17 protein-coding genes are annotated in these 16,202 nt (G+C 57.7%); 4 read left to right on the top strand and 13 right to left on the bottom strand.

Annotated features, from left to right (window positions below; all coding sequences use genetic code 11):
* The first annotated feature begins 75 nt into the window (after window positions 1–75).
* Entirely contained in the window at window positions 76–1,362 is a 1,287-nt protein-coding gene (locus tag ACOZ42_RS05110; protein WP_426345618.1) for an EAL domain-containing protein, read from the top strand.
* A 107-nt stretch (window positions 1,363–1,469) separates the two neighbouring features.
* Here ACOZ42_RS05110 and phoU read toward each other — a convergent pair whose 3' ends face one another.
* The 12 genes from phoU to alr form a co-directional block, all read right to left on the bottom strand.
* The gene (phoU, locus tag ACOZ42_RS05105) at window positions 1,470–2,204 is read right to left on the bottom strand and encodes a phosphate signaling complex protein PhoU (protein ID WP_003802415.1); all 735 of its coding nucleotides are present in this window, start codon (window positions 2,202–2,204) and stop codon (window positions 1,470–1,472) included.
* 87 nt (window positions 2,205–2,291) lie between these two features.
* Window positions 2,292–2,975, bottom strand: a complete 684-nt coding sequence (gene rpiA / locus ACOZ42_RS05100) for a ribose-5-phosphate isomerase RpiA (protein ID WP_415302204.1) — start codon at window positions 2,973–2,975, stop codon at window positions 2,292–2,294.
* A gap of 38 nt (window positions 2,976–3,013) precedes the next feature.
* Window positions 3,014–3,367, bottom strand: a complete 354-nt coding sequence (locus ACOZ42_RS05095; RefSeq protein ID WP_003802417.1) for a Spx/MgsR family RNA polymerase-binding regulatory protein — start codon at window positions 3,365–3,367, stop codon at window positions 3,014–3,016.
* Between the two features lie 18 nt (window positions 3,368–3,385).
* On the bottom strand, window positions 3,386–4,192 hold the full coding sequence (locus ACOZ42_RS05090) for an ABC transporter permease subunit (protein ID WP_003802418.1): 807 nt from the start codon (window positions 4,190–4,192) through the stop codon (window positions 3,386–3,388).
* A complete protein-coding gene (locus tag ACOZ42_RS05085) occupies window positions 4,189–5,109 on the bottom strand; it encodes an ABC transporter permease subunit (RefSeq protein ID WP_003802419.1) in 921 nt (306 codons plus the stop codon). The genes ACOZ42_RS05090 and ACOZ42_RS05085 overlap by 4 nt, the downstream gene beginning before the upstream one ends.
* Complete coding sequence (locus tag ACOZ42_RS05080; protein ID WP_059318559.1) at window positions 5,106–6,236, bottom strand: ABC transporter ATP-binding protein; 1,131 nt, start codon at window positions 6,234–6,236, stop codon at window positions 5,106–5,108. Before ACOZ42_RS05080 ends, ACOZ42_RS05085 begins: the two co-directional genes overlap by 4 nt.
* 5 nt (window positions 6,237–6,241) lie before the next feature.
* Complete coding sequence (locus tag ACOZ42_RS05075) at window positions 6,242–7,336, bottom strand: polyamine ABC transporter substrate-binding protein (RefSeq protein WP_407927738.1); 1,095 nt, start codon at window positions 7,334–7,336, stop codon at window positions 6,242–6,244.
* Window positions 7,337–7,425: 89 nt separating this feature from the next.
* Window positions 7,426–8,145, bottom strand: coding sequence for a 3-deoxy-D-manno-octulosonic acid kinase (locus tag ACOZ42_RS05070; RefSeq protein ID WP_003802422.1), 720 nt, complete (start codon window positions 8,143–8,145; stop codon window positions 7,426–7,428).
* A 9-nt stretch (window positions 8,146–8,154) separates the two neighbouring features.
* Window positions 8,155–8,934 carry a sulfite exporter TauE/SafE family protein gene (locus ACOZ42_RS05065; RefSeq protein ID WP_003802423.1) on the bottom strand — a complete coding sequence of 260 codons (780 nt, stop codon included), beginning with the start codon at window positions 8,932–8,934 and terminating at the stop codon, window positions 8,155–8,157.
* A gap of 5 nt (window positions 8,935–8,939) precedes the next feature.
* Window positions 8,940–10,325 carry a DNA repair protein RadA gene (radA, locus tag ACOZ42_RS05060; protein ID WP_059318558.1) on the bottom strand — a complete coding sequence of 462 codons (1,386 nt, stop codon included), beginning with the start codon at window positions 10,323–10,325 and terminating at the stop codon, window positions 8,940–8,942.
* A gap of 9 nt (window positions 10,326–10,334) precedes the next feature.
* Window positions 10,335–11,051, bottom strand: coding sequence for an SDR family oxidoreductase (locus ACOZ42_RS05055; RefSeq protein WP_003802425.1), 717 nt, complete (start codon window positions 11,049–11,051; stop codon window positions 10,335–10,337).
* Window positions 11,052–11,069: 18 nt separating this feature from the next.
* Window positions 11,070–12,200: an alanine racemase gene (gene alr, locus ACOZ42_RS05050; RefSeq protein WP_003802426.1), complete on the bottom strand. Its 1,131-nt coding sequence runs from the start codon at window positions 12,198–12,200 to the stop codon at window positions 11,070–11,072.
* Between the two features lie 70 nt (window positions 12,201–12,270).
* Here alr and hpnC point away from each other — a divergent pair, with 70 nt between their 5' ends.
* Genes hpnC through hpnE form a run of 3 tightly spaced genes read left to right on the top strand, consistent with a single transcriptional unit; the run spans window position 12,271 to window position 15,284 of the window.
* The gene (gene hpnC / locus ACOZ42_RS05045) at window positions 12,271–13,131 is read left to right on the top strand and encodes a squalene synthase HpnC (RefSeq protein WP_426345617.1); all 861 of its coding nucleotides are present in this window, start codon (window positions 12,271–12,273) and stop codon (window positions 13,129–13,131) included.
* A gap of 6 nt (window positions 13,132–13,137) precedes the next feature.
* The gene (hpnD, locus tag ACOZ42_RS05040; protein ID WP_003802429.1) at window positions 13,138–14,001 is read left to right on the top strand and encodes a presqualene diphosphate synthase HpnD; all 864 of its coding nucleotides are present in this window, start codon (window positions 13,138–13,140) and stop codon (window positions 13,999–14,001) included.
* The gene (gene hpnE, locus ACOZ42_RS05035) at window positions 13,998–15,284 is read left to right on the top strand and encodes a hydroxysqualene dehydroxylase HpnE (protein WP_059318556.1); all 1,287 of its coding nucleotides are present in this window, start codon (window positions 13,998–14,000) and stop codon (window positions 15,282–15,284) included. Before hpnD ends, hpnE begins: the two co-directional genes overlap by 4 nt.
* Before the next feature lie 223 nt (window positions 15,285–15,507).
* On the opposite strand, the gene speG is transcribed toward hpnE, so the two are convergent.
* Window positions 15,508–16,065, bottom strand: coding sequence for a spermidine N1-acetyltransferase (speG, locus tag ACOZ42_RS05030; protein WP_003802432.1), 558 nt, complete (start codon window positions 16,063–16,065; stop codon window positions 15,508–15,510).
* Window positions 16,066–16,202 lie beyond the last annotated feature (137 nt).

The following is a 16,202-nucleotide window of genomic DNA, read 5'->3' as shown; positions in this document are numbered from 1 at the left end:
AGTCAAGCACGCGCCAAACGCCGAGCCACTGAACCGCACAGCCGCTTACTGCTTTACCCACAGGAAAAGAAGTTCATGTGCCGCCTAGACTTACCCGAGATTGCCCCCTACTCCACCCACTTGCGTTTATGGCTGGTCAATCTCAGTTATCTGCAGGCCTTGTATGGTTCTGAGTTTCATCGCTTTGTGCTGGATACGGTGCAGCAGCGACTACTGGACTGCGGTCTGAACGCTGGAGAGGTGCTTATCCAGGGAGACTATGTTCTGATCACCTTGCACCGCCTGAGCAGTCAGGCGCGCTTTCAACGTGCCCACCCCAATGCCCTGGCCCAGTTGCTGGGCGCTGCTCTGGAGTGCGACCCCATCAGCCAGGGCGACAAGCGCATTTATCTGCATACTCAAGTGGCCTATCACTACGACAGTCGCCAGTACGATACGGACCTGCTCCATCCACCGGTTCCTAACCCCAGCTCTCACCATCACCCCGCCACACTGGCTGTCTGGCACAAGGTCTGGGCCAGAACCTATCGGGACGATATGAACCTGGCGGTCCGGATGCTGGACGACCTGCAAGACGGCTTGTTAGCGTTGGCCTTTCAACCCATTTATCACCTGGACGCAAAACATCAGGGTGCCGCCTTCTATGAGGAAGCCCTGATTCGTCACTCGCGCGGCGCGGACTATTCCTTACCCGACGCAATAGCTGCCATGGAGCGGCTGGGGCTGATTTCACGCCTGGATCGCAGCGTGCTCGGAAGTGTGGTGGGGCTACTCAATGCCGACCCTGCCCTGTGTCTGGGGGCCAACCTGTCTGCCGGCTCTTTGCAGGATGATTTATGGTGGCAGGATTTCTTCAGCTACCTGGACAGCCGGCCGGATGTCGCTCAACGCCTTATTCTGGAGATAACAGAGACAGGCTCCATTGCCCACAAACCCACAGCCTTGCGTCTTATCGCCCAGCTGCAAAACCTGGGGGCGCGCATTGCTCTGGACGATACCGGCTCAGGCAACAGCACCCTGGCCTTTCTGGTACAGACCCACGCGGATATTGTGAAAATTGATCGCTCGATTTTGCTTCGAGCACGACGCCCCGGCCAACCCACGCACTTGCTGCGCAATTTGGTCAATGTCTGCGCCGACTACAGCGCCTATGTCATCATTGAGGGCGTGGAGAATGAGGCGGATCTGGACCTTGTGCGCCATTCCGGTGCACAGGGGGCACAAGGCTACCTGCTGGCACGTCCTACCCTGACCCCTACCTGGTGGGAGCACCCCTCATTCATTACCGTGCAAGACGCGGTACTCGTTCGAACCCGGTTCTACCCAGGCTGCGCACCATTGGGCCATCGCCTGGGCTTTTAACCTACCGTCCTGGCACAGCAGTCAGATGCCGCCCTACGTGCTGAAAGCAATCAAGCCTTGCATGGATGCATGCAAGGCTTGAAACACACAGGCCCATCAAATCAGAATCAGACTTTGTCTTCAGATTCCGGCTCTGGCAACGGCTCACCACGCGCTGTTCGTTCGGTGTTTTTCACACCCGTGTGACGCACATCATCGCCGCGAACCATGTAGATCACCCGCTCCGCCATGTTCTTGGCGTGATCGCCAATGCGCTCCAGCGCACGGGCAATAAAGATCAGGTCGATGGAGTGCGAGATCGTGCGCGGGTCCTCGATCATGTAGGTAATGATGTGGCGCAACGAACCTTTCCACTCACGATCCACTTCCTTGTCACTGCGCACAATCTGTGCCGCATGCACCGCATCCTGACGCGCAAAGGCATCGAGGACATCGTTGATCATGCCAGCGACCGAGGCGCTCATGTGGCGCAGCTCCACAACGGGCTCGTAGCCTGCCGTGCCTTCGTGCAGACGGCGCGCCATCTTGGCGATGCGCTCGGCTTCGTCCCCGCAGCGTTCCATATCGGTCAGCATCTTGGAGATGGACAGCAACATGCGCAGGTCAATGGCAGTTGGCTGATTGCGGGCAATCAGGTTGGTGATGCGCTCGTCAATCTCCACCTCGAGGCGATTGATTTCTTTCTCACGCTCGCGAACCTGATCGACCAGCGACATATCCCCTGTCTGCAAGGCTTCGGTCGCACTCCGGACCATCGATTCAACGATGCCGCCCATCTGCAAAAACAGTGAACGGGTAGCCTCCAGATCGGAGTGAAACTGCTTATTGGTATGTTCGTTCATAGTGGCCTTCTGTAACAGCAAAATGGCTCGCGCCAGCGCTTAATCCATTCATAGATTAAGCACCGATTATGACAGAGACATTAAAATTCAGAAACCGTCAGCCAAGAGCGTACGCACCCCTTGCTGACCGGCAATCAAGGCCACGCTGGCAGGCGCAATCGCGAACAGGCCGCAACACACCACCCCAGGCATATTATTGATGCGTGCCTCCAAGGCTGCCGGGTCCTCAATGGACAGACCGGACACGTCCAGAATCAGGCCACCGTTATCGGTGACAAAGCCCGCACGCTCGACAGGAGTGCCACCCAGGGCACGCAGCTGACGGGCAACAGCGTTTTTAGCCATGGGGATGACTTCCACCGGCAAGGGAAACGCGCCCAGGCGCTCCACCAGCTTGCTCTCGTCCACGATGCACAGGAACTTGTCCGACACTGAAGCCACGATTTTTTCGCGGGTCAAGGCGCCGCCGCCTCCCTTGGTCATGTTCAGCGCCGCATCGATTTCGTCTGCACCATCCACATACCAGTCCATGCGTTCGATGGTGTTGAGGTCTTGCACCGCAATACCCAGGCTTTGCAGACGAGCCGTCGAGCGCTCCGAGCTGGACGCTGCGGCTTTGAAGGCATGCTTGTGGGTCGCCAACGCATCAATAAACAAATCGACCGTGGAACCGGTACCCACACCCAAGATGGAATCAGGCGTCAGGAAAGGAAGGACGTATTCAACTGCGGCCTGCGCCACCTGTTGTTTGAGTTCGGACTGTGTGTACATGGCAGATATAAAAATCGGGGGGCTTGGCCCCCCATGGTTTATTTAAGAAAACGAGCGGCAAACTTGCCTTCATTGAAACCCACGCTGACCTCACCGTCAGGTGTAATCAGCAAGGGGCGGCGTACCAAGGCGGGAAACTCGGCAATCAAAGCCAGCCATTGGGCATCGTCCTGCGGCTCTTTGCGTTGCGCAGGCAGATTGCGCCAGGTCATGGAAGCCCGGTTGACCAGCTTGGGCCAGCCACCCAGCTCGTGCGCCCATTGCTGCAAACGAGCCGCTTCCAAAGGATGCTCGCGGTAATCCACAAAACTGAGCGACAGGCCGTTTTGCTCAAACCAGGCGATGGCCTTTTGGCAGGTACTGCAATTTTTCAAACCGTACATGGTGAACATGGCAGAACTCCTTATCAATCAAGCGCGGCGCTCGCGGCGTGCCTGCAGGCGATTGGCGAACACGACAAAAATACCAATGACCAAAATCAGCAACGTTGCCAGGGCGTTAATCTCGGGCTTGAGGCCCAGACGTACGCGCGAAAACACCTCCACAGGCAAGGTAGTAAAGCCCGGGCCAGACAGGAAAGAGGCAATCACCACATCGTCGAGCGACAGAGTAAAGGCCAGCAACCAGGCGGCCATCAAGGCCGGCACAATCGAGGGCAGAACAACCTGGAAAAATGCTTTCAAGGGCGTGGCGCCCAAGTCCAGCGCCGCCTCTTCCTGCGAGCGATCCAGCTCACGCATACGCGACTGCAAAATCACCGTGGCATACGCGGTACACAGCACCACGTGCCCGATCCAGATGGTGAAGATACCGTTTTGCTCCGGCCAGCCAAACAAAGCGTTCAGCTCCACAAACATCAGCAGCAGGGATATGCCCAGCACCACCTCCGGAATGACCAGCGGAGCACTGACAAGGCCAATGTACAGGGCAAAGCCCTTAAAACGCCCCATGCGCGCGAGCACATAGGCAGCCCAGGTACCCAGAATCGTGGCCATGCTCGCTGTCAGTACCGCAATCAGAAAAGACAGCTTGGCAGCACTGAGCAAAGCCCTGTCCTGAAACAGGGACTCGTACCAGCGAAAAGAAAAACCCGACCAGGAGGTCATGATGGCCGAATCATTAAATGAAAAGACGATCAGGAACAGAATCGGAATGTAGAGAAAGCCAAAGCCCAATGTCAGGACCAGGGCACGCAACCAGGGATTGGGTTTGGTCATCGACGGCCTCCCCGCTGTGCTTCCATTTGTCGCATCTGGCTGTACTGGAACAGGATCAAGGGAATGATGAGCAGCAAGACCATCACGCAGGTTACCGCCGCAGCCATCGGCCAATCGGCATTATTGAAAAACTCCGTCCACATGACCCGGCCCATCATCAAGGTATCGGCACCCCCCAGCATTTCCGGAATCACGTATTCGCCAACCGCCGGGATAAACACCAGCATGGCACCGGCCACCACACCCGACATGGACATGGGCAAGGTGACGTTCCAGAAAGCCGACCAGGGTCGGGCACCCAAGTCGTAGGCCGCCTCAAGCAGGCGCATATCCAGTTTGACCAGATTGGCATACAAGGGCAGGATAAAAAACGGCAGATACGCGTAGATCAGACCGATATACACCGCCAGATCGGTACGGTAGATTTCCAAGGGAGCATCAATCAGCCCCAGTCCCATCAATGCCTGATTAAGCAAACCATCACCACGCAAAATGCCCACCCAGGCATACACGCGCAAGAGCATGGATGTCCAGAAGGGCAAAATCACAGCCAGCAACAGCAGGCTGCGAACGGCCGGCGACGAGCGGGCGATATAGTAGGCCACCGGATAGCCGATCAGCACACAGAAGATCGTGGTAACCGCAGCCATCTTCAGGGAGCTGAAATAGGTAGCCAGATACAGATTGTCGCTGAACAGCAAAATATACCCGCGCAGGTTCAGCACGAAGGAAATGCTTTCATCGGCAATCTGGGCCAACGGTGTGTAAGGCGGCACCCCAAAATCAAGATCGGCAAAGCTGATCTTGAGCACGAGTAAAAAGGGCACCAGCAGAAACAGGATCATCCACAAAAACGTGGGCGCCACCACCAGCGTACGACTGGTGGGCAGCAGTTTGCGCCAGGACAGATTTTTCATGTGCTCAGCACCGCTACGCTGTCATCAGACCAAGACACGTAGACCTCTTCGTCCACGCCAGGTGCGTCGGGTTGAGCCAAAGTGCCACTGGGCATTTGCGCTTCGATCAGCATGCCGGCATCCAGACGGATCTGGTAGCGGGTGTAGCTGCCCATCCAGGACACGTGGGTCACGATGCCGTGGCCCCAGTTGGTATCTTCGGAGGGCAGCTCGCGGCTGACCTTGATCTGCTCAGGGCGGATGGACACGTACACGTCCATGCCCAGCGGCTCGCTGATCCCGTGGCTAACGTACAGCGGACGGCTTAACTCCTCGCACTCGATATGCACATGATCGGGCTCGTCCACCGTCACCACACCGGTAAACAGATTGGTGGAACCGATAAAGCCCGCCACAAAGCGCGAGTTCGGAAAGGAATACACATCGTACGGCGTACCCGACTGGATGATCTGGCCATCCGACATGACTGCCAGACGACTGGCCATGGTCATGGCCTCTTCCTGATCGTGGGTCACCATAATGCAGGTCACGCCCACGCGTTCCAGGATTTTGACCAGTTCAATCTGCGTCTTCTGACGAATCTGCTTGTCCAGGGCGGACATGGGTTCGTCCAGCAAAAGCAGCTTGGGACGCTTGACCAGGCTACGCGCCAGAGCGACACGCTGTTGCTGCCCGCCTGACAACTGGTTGGGTTTGCGGCGTGAAAAGCCAGCCATCTGCACCAGATCCAGCGCCTCAAAGACACGCTCATGGATTTCGTTGCGAGGCACGCCTTCCTGCTTCAGGCCAAAGGCCACATTGGCCTCGACCGACATATGCGGGAACAGCGCATAGGACTGGAACATCATATTGACCGGCCGCCGGTAGGGCGGCAGGTCGGTAATGTCCTCATTATCCAGATAAATCCGACCGGAAGTCGGCTCCTCGAATCCAGCCAGCATACGCAACAAGGTCGACTTGCCACTGCCCGAACTGCCCAGCAGGGCAAAAATCTCGTGACGGGCCACGTCCAGACTCACGGACTGGACAGCCACGGTGTCGCCAAAAATCTTGACGACTTCGTCCACACGCACGAAAGCGTCCTCGCCATCCATCCAGGGCGAGGTTCCGGTACGGATATCTTGCATGATGCCTAACGTCCAGACTTGAGTTCAGCCCACAGGCGCGTTTGCAAACGCTGCACCTTCAATGGCTGCGGTTTGATTACGAACAAAGTCTTGGAGACTTCGGGCGATGGGTAAATCATGGGGTTGTCGGCCACTTCCTTGACCACGAACTCGCGCGCATCTTTATTGGCGTTCGGGTAGAACATGGTGTTGGTAATGGCGGCGTGTACTTCCGGCGTTTCAATGTAGTTGATAAAGGCATGCGCCTCTTTCACATTGGTCGCGCTCTTGGGAATGGCCATGGTGTCAAACCAGACCGGCGCCCCGCCTTTGGGTATGTAGTAGTCAATGGCGTAGGGTTTGTTGGCCTGACGCGCACGGTCGGCAGAGATCATGACATCGCCGGAAAAACCGTAGACCATGCACAGATCGCCCGCGGCCAGCTCATCGATATAACCCGAAGAGCTGAACTGACGCACGTATGGACGAATCTGTTTGAGCAGATCCAGAGCCTCACGATAATCGGCCTCGTTGCTGCTGTTGGGGTCTTTGCCGATGTAGTGCAGGACGGCCGGAAAAACCTGCGCGGCTTCATCCAGAATGGAAATGCCACAGCCTTTCAGTTTTTCGGCATTTTCAGGCTTGAACAGCATGTCCCAGTTCCCCAGGTCGACTTGCTCGCCCATGATTTCCTTGACCTTGGTAACGTTGTAGCCCAGGCCATTGGTGCCGTAACCCCAGGGAATCAGATACTCATTTCCCGGGTCCACATCCGAGAGCAGGGCCATGATGTCCGGGTCCAGGTGAGACCAGTTGGGGATCTGACTTTTATCCAGCTTCTGGAACAAACCACCTTCGATCTGACGGGCTGCGTAATGGGTGGACGGGACCACGACGTCATAGCCCGACTTACCCGTCAACAGCTTGGCCTGCAAGGTGTCGTTATTGTCATAAACGTCATACCGCACGGTAATCCCAGTGGCTTTCTGAAAGCCGGACAAGGTGTCGGGAGCTGTATATTCAGCCCAGTTATAAACGTTAACAACCTGATTCTGCGCCTGTGCAACAGGCATGATGGCGGCAGCGGCCAGCAGGCCAGCGAGCACCTGTGGTGTGTTCATCCCAAAAGACATCGCGAGTCCCCTTCCTATCGAAAGCGAAAAACCCAAAAGGCGAGATGATAAAGCTTTTTTAAAGCCCGTAGTCGTAATTAACGCTGCGTTTCGTGACGGTAAGCTGAAAACATCTGCTGCCACCACCTGTCGCCCTGCGACCCACACACTTTGAGCAAGGATCGCCTGAGACGTTGCACATTGCCCAGCGCCTGGGCGGGGCTGACAGGCCCCTGTCGTGCTCGGTCAAAATCGATCAGCCAGACTTTGTCATTCGCATCCAGCAAAATATTGTAGGCGTTAAGGTCAGCGTGCCAAACCTCGAATTGATGCATGCGGACAATCTCGTGCGCCACCGCTTCGGGGCGGGCTCGGTCCAGGCACATACTCAAAGGCTGCACATCGGGCACCCGCTGGCTTATCAAGGCCGCACGGTAGCAAAAACCGTGTTGCCACCATGCCCCGGCCAGCACTTTGGGAACGGCCAAACCCTTGTTGTGCAAATAAGACATCACCTGAAATTCTCGCCAACTGCGAGTGCGCGAGGCCCCTTGCCACAGGTAGGCCGATTCATTGAAGCGGGCCACCAGACCACCACGGCGATAGTGACGCAGCACAGCCTGGCCAAAGGGCCCGTTCACAAACCAGGCGGCCTGTCGGCCACCCTGGCCCACTTTACTGGCCTGATCACCGTAGGAGGCGGCCTCGAACCAGCGCTGTAAGGCCTGGGGTTCCAGATCCAGCTGCTTGGCCAGCTCCGGTGCCAGCAGGGCACCGCCCCCCGGCAAAGAATAGACAATTTCGGATTGGGCGCTCACAACGGCTCCTCAGGCTCGGACCAGCAACAAGGCCATGATCAGTACCAACATGCAGGCAAAAATAAACTTCAGGCGGTTCTCGGGCAGCCGGTGGGCCAGCCGTACACCGAAAGGTACCAGCATCAAACTGCCCACCGCCAGGGGAATACCGACCTGCCAGGCGGCCTGACCATGAAATGCGTAGGTTGCCAATGCAACCAGGGTGCCCGGAATAATCATGGACAGCGCCAACCCTTGTGCGCCGGTCTGGCTGTAGCCCATGCGGCTGGTCAGAAACGGCACCACCAGGACTGCGCCCCCCACCCCGAATACCCCCCCCGCCAAACCGGCCATCATGCCAACGGCGACATACCAGGCTTGACCAAAAGATTGCGGGTCTGGCCGCGGTGTCCCAGTGCGACGGCGCCGCCGCGAAAAGCCCAAACTCTGATCAAAATAATACAAGGCGATCGCCATCACAAATAACGAGTAGATACGGCGCAGCAAGATGGCATCCATGCCCAGCGCCAGACGTGCGCCCAGCCAGGTAAAGAGCATGGAAGACATGGCCCCCAAGGCGGCCCGGCGAAAATCGATATGATTGTGACGATGGTACTGACGCACGGTCATGAGCACGGCGGGCACCACCATAATCAGCGCCGTACCTTGAGCTGTTTGCTGGTCCATGCCCAACACCAGGCCAAGCAAGGGGATAGCCAGCAAACCGCCTCCAATGCCCAGGACACCACCGGTGTAGCCAATAAGCGCGCCTCCCAGCAAGCAGGCCAGGATCAATTCAAGGCTTATCATGGCTATTACAGGTTGCGCAGTCGATCGACAGCGTCCTCGACCCGATCTACCGCCCAGATTTCCAGGCCTTCAACCGGCTGACGCGGCGCATTGCTCTTGGGAATCAGGGCAATGCTGAACCCGAGCTTGGCCGCTTCACGCAAACGCTCCTGGCCGCGAGGAGCAGGACGGATTTCGCCGGCCAGGCCGATTTCCCCGAACACCACCAGGCCACGCGGCAAGGGACGATTATTCAGCGAGGACAATATGGCCAGAAGTACGGCCAGATCAGCCGCCGGCTCGGTAATCTTGACACCCCCTACGGCATTGACGAACACGTCCTGATCGTAAGTAACCACGCCTGCATGGCGATGCATCACCGCCAGCAACATGGCCAGACGCGAGCTTTCCAGCCCCACCGACAGGCGACGCGGGTTTGGCACATGCGCCGAATCCACCAAGGCCTGAATCTCGACCAGCAAGGGCCGTGTGCCTTCCTGGGTGGCCATGACGCAGGAACCGGCCACGGTTTGGGAATGCTGCGACAAAAACAGGGCCGAGGGATTACTGACTCCCTTCAGGCCTTTTTCCGTCATGGCAAACACGCCTAATTCATTGACCGCCCCAAAGCGGTTCTTGAACGCGCGCACCATGCGGAAAGACGAATGGGTATCGCCTTCGAAATACAGTACCGTGTCCACAATGTGCTCCAGCACACGGGGACCGGCCAAGGTCCCGTCCTTGGTGACGTGACCGATGAAAATCATGGAGGTGCCGCTTTGCTTGGCCAGACGCGTCAGTTGAGCCGCACATTCTCGCACCTGCGAGACTGAGCCGGGAGCGGCGCTGAGCTGATCCGAATACAGGGTCTGGATCGAATCGATCACCACCACGCTGGGTTGATGAGACTGCAAGGCCTGACTGATGGATTCCAAGCGAATTTCGGCCAGCAGGTCGACCCCTTCCGTTGGCACGCCCAAACGACGGGCACGCAAGGCAACTTGCTCGGCAGACTCCTCACCAGTGACGTACAGAACCTTGGTTTGCTGGGCCAAAGCGGCCATGGCCTGCAACAATAGCGTGGACTTGCCCACACCGGGATCACCCCCGATCAGAATCACGCCCCCTTCCACCAGCCCGCCGCCCAGAACGCGATCAAACTCGCCAATGCCGGTTGGCACCCGCGGGAGCTCTCGCGCCTGCACATCGGAAAGACTTTGAACCGGACTGGAGCCTGCCAAAGAGGCAAAACGGTGGGCGCTGGCGGCGGCCGGACTCTCCACGGTTTCCTGCAGACTGTTCCAGGCTCCACAGGCAGGGCATTTTCCCGCCCACTTGGGTGTATCTGCCCCGCACTCTGTGCAAACAAATACCACTTTGGCCTTGCGGGCCGCACGAGTACTGGTGGCCATAATAATTCCTTAACGTCCGGCCAGGCTGCCGCCGCCATCCACGCCCAGATTCTGGCCGGTGATATAGGCCGCTTCATCGCTGAGCAGGAAGGTGACAGCCGCGGCCACTTCCGCGGCCTGTCCAAAACGCCCTAAAGGAATGGAGGACAGACTGCGTTGCTCGGCTTCACTGCCGACAGGATGGTTGGCACGGAACAATTCGGTTTCGATCGGACCAGGAGACACCGCGTTGACGGTAATGCCATAAGGAGCCAGTTCCAGCGCCCAGGTGCGGGTACATCCCAGCAAGGCACTTTTGGCGGCGGCATAGCTGGTACGGTCGAAACCGCCGTGCACGACACGACTGCAGATATTGACGATACGGCCTTCCTTGCGCGCCTTCATCGACGGGATGAAAGCCTGGGCCACCTGCACCGCCACGCGCACATTCAGGTCAAACACCTGATAGAGATTGCCCAGATCCACCTGACCAATAGGCTCAGGCGCGACCATTCCTACATTGTTCACTACCGCATCCACCGGGTATTTTTCGCGGATGACGCGCAGCATTTCCTCGGTTTCTCCTGCATTGCTCAAATCGCAGGAATACAAATAGCCGGGGAAATCAATATTTTCCGTGTGGCGGGCCAGTCCCACCACATGAGCGCCGGCATCAGCCAGTCTTTGGCTGATGGCCCAACCGATTCCTTTGGTAGCGCCGGTAACGAGTACGCATTTATTTTTCATGGCTATGCCTTGTTGGTGTTAATTCTGGACGACGCGCGGCACGCGGGGCGCCACCGCACAAATCAATTCGTAGCCCAGGGTTCCGGCAGCCGCTGCAACCTCGTCCACACTGGGCCCGCCTTGACCGAACAACACCGCCTGACTGCCTACACCGGCGGCGGGCACCGGGGTGAGGTCTACGGCCAGCATATCCATGGAGACACGACCGAGCAAACGGGTACGGACACCGTTGACGGTGACCGGAGTACCGGTTCCTGCATGACGCGGATAACCATCGGCGTAACCACAGGCCACCACGCCAATTCGCATCGCCTGCTCTGCCACATAGGTATGGCCGTAGCCGATACCCTCTCCTTGCTTGACGCCGCGCACGCTGATGATTTCAGCAGCCAAGGTCATGCCCGGCTGCAAACCGAAATCTTCAGCGCTGATTGATGCAAACGGCGAGCTGCCATACAGACAGATTCCGGGGCGCACCCAATGATCCGGGCCAGAGGGCATGTAAACCCCCAGATCGGGGCTGAGGGTAGCGGCCGAATTGCAAACACTGACCGGGCCTGGCAAACCATCGGTAATCCGGTTAAAGCAGCGAATCTGCTCCAACGTGGCATCAATATTGTCGTCCGCGCGCGCAAAGTGCGTCATGCGCCCCACCGAACCCAACTTGCCCGCTTTTTGCAGCCGTTGGGCGCGCTCAAAGGCAGCAGGGTAATCATCCACACTGAAACCCAGGCGGTTCATGCCACTGTTGAGCTTGACCATGGCGTTCAGGGCCGCTCCGCCTTTCCACTGCTCCAGCATCTTGAGCTGCTCGTGGCAATGAATCACGGTGGTCAGGCCAAACTCAGCCAGCACATCCAGATCTTCAGGCTGGAAAAAACCTTCCAGCAACATGATGGGACCGGTCCAGCCGGCAGCCCGGCAGCGTATGGCTTCTTTCAGGTCCAGCATCGCCATACCTTCGGCGGCACTGAATGCCCGCACGGCATTTTCGATGTCATGGCCGTAAGCATTGGCCTTCATGACGGCCCAGATATGGGGCCGTTTTACACCAGATGGAGCCGTAGCATTATTCAGGCTCTGAATAACCATATCGAGATTGTGACGCAGTGACGCAATATGAATGGTGGCCGAGATTGGACGTGGCATGGTTCTCCCCGAAGCAATACGAAAGTCTAAACCAGCCCTAGTGGAAACGAAAGCCGTATACTGGCGGACTATGTCTATCGAGCACTATGAAAACTTCCCTGTCGCCTCTGTGCTGCTGCCGCGTCGCCTGCGCCGACCCGTCACCGATATTTATCGTTTTGCCCGCAGCGCCGACGACATTGCCGATGAAGGCGACTTAAGCGCTGCCCAACGTCTGGAGCTGCTTGCGCAGTTTGAAGCCAGTATCGAGCAACTGCAGTACCATCAGCCCGTTCTGCCCGATTCGCCCCACAGCGAGATTTTTGTCCCATTGGCGGCCAGCATCCGCAATTTTCAATTGCCGCTCAAGCCCTTTCTGGATCTGTTGTCCGCCTTCCGCCAGGACGTCACCACGCATCGCTACAGCGATATGGCGCAGGTGCTGGATTACTGTACGCGCTCGGCCAACCCGGTCGGTCGGCTGATGCTGCATTTGTATCAGGCCCACCAGCCAGAATGGGTCGAGATGGCCGACTCCACCTGTACAGGCTTGCAACTGGTCAACTTCTGGCAGGACGTGGCGGTGGACTGGCACAAAAACCGTGTCTATATTCCGCAGGATCTACTGGCGCAGCATGATCTGGATGACGACTACATCCAGGCTCGCACTCAACTGCTGCGGCAACCCCAGGCCGATGCACGCTGGCAGGACATGATGCAGTTGCTGGTCACCGATGCCCGTCAGCGTCTGCAAGCGGGCCTGATCTTGTCCGCACATCTGTCCGGACGAATCAGCCTGGAATTGAAAATAATGGTCTTGGGCGGACTGCGCATTCTGGAACGACTGGAAGCGGTAGAGTTTGATGTCTTCAGTCACCGCCCCACCCTGTCCCGCCTGGACTGGCTGCGCCTGATCACCCGCGGCTTGAGCCGTACCTCTTACCGACCCTGAACGTCCATGAGCCCAGACGAGTATTGTCAAAACAAGGCGGCCCAAAGCGGCTCCAGTTTTTACTACGCCTTTTTGTTTCTGCCGCCCGAACGTCGACGCGCCATCACGGCCCTGTATGCCTTTTGTCGCGAAGTCGACGATGTAGTGGACGAGGTTCACGAGGAGTCGGTTGCCCGCATGAAGCTGGTATGGTGGCGCACACAGGTCGCCGACCTGTATGAAGGCCGCACCCAGCATCCGGTCATGCAGGCTCTGGCTCCGCATATCCACGCCTTTGAGCTGCCACAGGACGAGTTGCTGGCCGTGATCGACGGAATGGAAATGGACCTGGATCAGGTACGCTACCAAAGCTGGAACGAGCTGGAGCGCTACTGCTGGCACGCGGCCGGTGTGGTCGGCCTGCTGTCGGCACGTATTTTCGGTCAGACCCAGGAACAGACCAGCGATTACGCACAAAAACTGGGACTGGCTTTTCAACTGACCAACATCATCCGTGACGTGGGCGATGATGCTCGACGTGGTCGTATCTACCTGCCTCAGGACGATCTGGATAGGTTTGGCGTAGCCCCCCATGAAATTCTGGATCAGCAGCACTCGGAACGCTTCGAGGCCTTGATGGCCTTTCAAACTGAACGCGCCCAGGACTTGTACCGCCAGGCCATGCGCGCCCTGCCCGATGCAGATCGCCGGGCACAACGCCCAGGCCTGTTGATGGCCGCCATCTACCATGCCTTGCTGCTCGAAATTGTTGACGAACGCTGGCATGTACTGGAACAACGCATCTCCCTGACCCCCATCCGCAAGTTCTGGCTGGCCTGGAAAACCTGGGTGTCGGGCGGGCGTAGCCTGCAACGCAAACTGGGCCGATGAAAGTCGCGGTGATCGGGGCGGGCTGGGCAGGCTGTGCCGCTGCCTGGCGCTTAAAGACGCAGGGCCATCAGGTCAGTGTCTTTGAGGCCTCACGTCACATAGGCGGACGCGCACGCCGCATCCACAGCCCCAATCTGGGGCGCGACACCGACAATGGCCAGCACATCCTGCTGGGGGCCTACTCCGTCACACTGGGCTTGATGAGGGAAGTGGGCCTGGATGAATCTGCCCGTTTGCAACGCCGGGATCTGGATGTCCTTGCTGCTGACGGCCACTTTCGTCTGCGCAACCGTCCCCTGCCCGCCCCCTTGCATCTATTGACGGGCCTGCTGGGTGCTCAAGGCTTGAGCTGGTCACAAAAAATCAAGCTGGCCCGTTTTTGCCGTTGGCTGATGAAACAGCACTGGCGCACTCCTGAAGGCCTGACGGTATTGCAGTTGCTGGAGCAACACCAGCAAGACAGCCATGTCATCCGTCTATTCTGGCAACCGCTGTGTGTGGCCGCCATGAATACGCCCATTGAGCAGGCCTGCGCCCAACTCTTTGCCCATGTCCTGCGCGACAGCCTGGGCGGTCCCCGTCAAGCCAGCCAAACCCTGATCCCGCTAACCGACTTAAGCCAGCTTTGGTGTGAGCCAGCGCTGCGCGACATTCAGCTTCAATTGGGACACCGGGTGCAGCGACTAGAACTGAACGCAGCCGGAGTTCAGATTGATGGGCTGCACTTTGATGCCGCCATTGTGGCTTGCCCGCCGGTTCAGGCAGCACGTTTACTCCACAACCTACCTAGCAGCCCGGCCAGCGAACAATTGCTGGCAGATCTGGAGGCGTTCAGCTATATCCCTATCGCCACCCTCTATCTGGAACTGGAACAGCCCTGGAATCTGCCCCACTCCATGTTGATGCTGGACGATAGCAGTGGCAGCGGCGGGCAATGGCTGTTTGATCACAGCGCCTTGAAACCGGGTAGCGGCGAAACGCTGGTGGGGATTGTCATCAGCGATGCGGTACGCCTGCAGGCGCTAGACCGGGAGCAAGCCATTGCCACGATTATCGCCCAGGTACGCAGCCAAACCCGGCACCTGAAAACCATGCCTGCGGTGCGGGCCAGCGAGCTGATTATCGAAAAACGGGCCACTTTTGCGGCCGTGCCCGGCTTGCGTCGACCTTCCGTGACGACACCTTGGACTGCCATTCGTTTGGCAGGCGACTGGACTGATACCGGCTATCCCGGTGTGCTGGAAGGCGCGGTACGCAGCGGTCTGACAGCGGCGCATCTGTAAGTCCTGGATTCAAGCAGAGCACAGCCGAAACGAGGGTGCCGAACCCCTGTCTTTCCTGCTGCTCTGAGCATGACGGCATCCGCTCTTTGAAAACGACCCTGCATAAACTGGCACATGCACCCTACGCATCCAGGTAGTCACACGAAGTCATGCCAAGAAACCCAGCCATCAACCAAGGCCCCGCGTAAGACGCTCTTCAAACAGGGGCTATTGGGGCAAGACACTATTGCGCCGACGGTGTCAGCAAAGTCTGCGCCGGTTTGTGAGCGGCCAGAAAATCAGCCTGGAACAAACGCATACGCACCACATCCCGATATTGGCCATTGATGAAAAACTCGTGTTTGAGTTCGCCTTCCACCTGAAAGCCAAACTTCTGATAGATGTGAATCGCTTTGTGGTTTTCCTTATCCACAATCAGCACGATCTTGTACAGATTCAACACCCCAAATCCGTACTCGATAGCCAGTTTGGTCGCCCGTGAGGCAATGCCCATGCCCTGGAACTCGGGCGCAATAATGATCTGAAACTCTGCCCGGCGGTGCACATAATCAATTTCCACCAGTTCCACCACACCGGAGGGCTGCCCCTCCCACTCCACCACAAAACGACGTTCACGCTGATCATGAATGTGCTCATCGTACAGCGCTGCCAGCTCCCCGTAGGTTTCGTAAGGCTCTTCAAACCAGTAACGCATCACGCTGGCGTTATTGTCCAGCAGGTGCACAAAGCGCAAGTCCTCGCGCTCGAGGGGACGTAATTTCACGTGAGTCGTTTTACTCATGATTTTTCTATCCTTTCTTCTATGTTCAATAGACGAACCGCCTATCTGCCGATATCACAGGCCATCGTCATCATGCCTGCATATCGTGTTCTTTTGATGAAGAGAAGATAGCAAAGGTTCAGCGCGCCTCGCAAAGC

Source organism: Alcaligenes sp. HNGD-HTN06 (genome assembly GCF_049932565.1).
GTDB lineage: Bacteria > Pseudomonadota > Gammaproteobacteria > Burkholderiales > Burkholderiaceae_B > Alcaligenes > Alcaligenes ammonioxydans.
The sequence above is the reverse complement of the archived record's forward strand: the minus strand, read 5'-3'. Positions and strand labels throughout refer to the sequence as shown.